Origin of the sequence: Vibrio anguillarum, from assembly GCF_001989995.2 — a bacterium.
Classification (GTDB): domain Bacteria; phylum Pseudomonadota; class Gammaproteobacteria; order Enterobacterales; family Vibrionaceae; genus Vibrio; species Vibrio anguillarum.
In genome coordinates this window covers 1-815 of sequence record NZ_JAHGUP010000203.1, presented here as the reverse complement: position 1 = coordinate 815, position 815 = coordinate 1, and the positions used below count along the sequence as shown (strand labels likewise).

Genomic DNA, 815 nt, shown 5'->3' with positions numbered 1-815 from the left:
TTGAGCCGTTTGTTATGTGATTGTTGCACAAGATTTACATTAAGGGCTCAGCTATAATCCATAAGCACCAAGTTAACTATAATAATATGGACATGATATGAAAGCTCTTATTTATGAAACACTTATTAGCCTTGCAAACCAAGACCCTGAACAACATGCAAAAATTCGCGAAAATCTGTATGAACAGTTGGGCTTGCCTTTGGACAAACAATTAGCTCTATACTCTAGAGCCCTTGGGCCAGCAAGTTCAGGAAAACTTGAAAATGACCAAGCGATCAATAATGCAGTTGAAAGTGCCATTAAGCTGCTAGAAACACCTGAGCACTAGCCTTGCATTACTAAATATCAACGGCCCACGACGTCAAGGGCCGTTTTTATATGCTCATTTTCTAACAAACTCTCAGCCAATTTAGACAAAATTATCACCAGTAGTACTTTTAGATAAAACTAAAACCTCGATTTTTGAGCCAATTTCCTTCTTTGACAGCATACGATAAGAATCTTGTTCTTTTCAATTATCGTTGAAGAATGCCAATCAATAATTTCATTCAACGATCTAAAACATCCCAAACAAATATCCATTTCATCTAAACAGCACTGTCTAATACACGGTGACTTGGGCTCTTCGACCTCACTCATTTTCCTATCTTTCATAACAAAAATCCTATCACATTTCCGCAGTAGTCTTTATTAACGAAATCATAGTAAAGAATTCGGCGTACACTAGCACATAACGCCCAATTAAGGGGTGAGCAACGCTACCACCCAACCTAAAGCATTACACCGTAACCACTAAAAGTGAAGTAGAAGAAAAA

Annotated in this window: 2 protein-coding genes; one reads left to right on the top strand and one right to left on the bottom strand. The window is 37.5% G+C overall.

Annotation, left to right across the window (positions count from 1 at the left end; genetic code table 11):
* Positions 1-97: 97 nt before the first annotated feature.
* Positions 98-328, top strand: coding sequence for a PAS factor family protein (locus PL85_RS18470; RefSeq protein WP_013868597.1), 231 nt, complete (start codon positions 98-100; stop codon positions 326-328).
* A 119-nt stretch (positions 329-447) separates the two neighbouring features.
* Here the strand turns inward: PL85_RS18470 and PL85_RS18465 are convergent, their stop codons facing one another.
* Complete coding sequence (locus PL85_RS18465) at positions 448-654, bottom strand: DUF1289 domain-containing protein (RefSeq protein WP_083250237.1); 207 nt, start codon at positions 652-654, stop codon at positions 448-450.
* Positions 655-815 lie beyond the last annotated feature (161 nt).